This window comes from Rhodococcus chondri, from assembly GCF_036327435.1.
Classification (GTDB): domain Bacteria; phylum Actinomycetota; class Actinomycetes; order Mycobacteriales; family Mycobacteriaceae; genus Rhodococcus; species Rhodococcus chondri.
The window spans coordinates 1-914 of record NZ_JAUZMZ010000383.1 but is presented as its reverse complement, the minus strand read 5'-3'; the positions used below and the strand labels follow the sequence as shown (position 1 = coordinate 914).

The 914-nt window shown below is 62.7% G+C and carries 1 protein-coding gene and 1 pseudogene; one reads left to right on the top strand and one right to left on the bottom strand.

Features of this window, described 5'->3' with window-relative positions; all coding sequences use genetic code 11:
- A pseudogene (gene couN / locus Q8814_RS26280) lies at nucleotides 1-317 on the bottom strand (4-hydroxyphenyl-beta-hydroxyacyl-CoA dehydrogenase); the annotation flags it as partial.
- 109 nt (nucleotides 318-426) lie between these two features.
- Here couN and Q8814_RS26275 point away from each other — a divergent pair.
- Nucleotides 427-876, top strand: coding sequence for a MarR family winged helix-turn-helix transcriptional regulator (locus Q8814_RS26275; RefSeq protein WP_330154846.1), 450 nt, complete (start codon nucleotides 427-429; stop codon nucleotides 874-876).
- Nucleotides 877-914: the final 38 nt, after the last annotated feature.

The window sequence follows — 914 nt, the reverse complement described above, 5'->3', positions numbered from 1 at the left end:
AAATCGTCGTCCGTCATCTTCCACAGCACCTTGTCGCGCAGGATGCCGGCGTTGGTGACCATGACGTCGAGGCGACCGAAGTTCTCGACGGCAGCGGCGACCAGTTTCTGTGCGGTTTCGGTGGTGCCGACCGGTGCGACGACGGCCACGGCGCGTCCGCCCTCCCCGGTGATCTCGGCGACGGCCGTGTCGGCGGTTGCCTGGTTGACGTCGTTGATCACGACTGCGGCACCGCAGCGCGCCAATTCCTTGGCGTACGCGAGGCCGAGTCCCTGCCCGCTACCAGTGATGACAACCACTTTGTTGCTCAGGTCCACGATTTCCTCCGGAGTTCGGTTCACGCTCTCGAATACGATATAAACATAAATGATTGAAAAACTCGATGATTGAGAACTGTTACTCTGAGTCAGGACAGGAAGGGTCGGTATGGAGAATCAACGCAGCATCGAAAGCGATCTGGGTTATCTGCTTACGCGCGCCGGCATGCTCGTCGTCCGGGCCACCAACGAGGCTCTGGCTCCTCTGGAACTGCGCACGCGCTCGTATACGGCGTTGTCCCTGGCGTGCGACAGGCCGGACGGCGTTCCCCAGCGCCAGGTGGCGGCCGACATGGGCCTCGATCCGAGTCAGCTGGTGGCGATCATCGACGAACTCGAGCAGCGGAAACTCGTTGCGCGCACTCCCGATCCGAACGATCGACGAAACAAGCTGATCGTCGCCACCGCCGCCGGACGGGATCTGTGCGCGGTGGCGGCCCGGCGCAGTGCCGAGGTCACCGAACGCTACTTCGGCTCGGTCGATCCCGCCGCGCTCGATCAGATGCGTGAAATGTTGGGGCAGGCGGTTTTTCCGGATACGGATCGGATTCTTCGCTGAAGTGTGCGATCGCAGAGGCGGGCGGGGCGGAAGCGCAC

What these genes read in the sequence shown, in the direction of transcription:
- Q8814_RS26275 (WP_330154846.1), top strand. Translation starts at nt 427, where the DNA reads ATGGAGAATCAACGCAGCATCGAAAGCGATCTGGGTTATCTGCTTACG.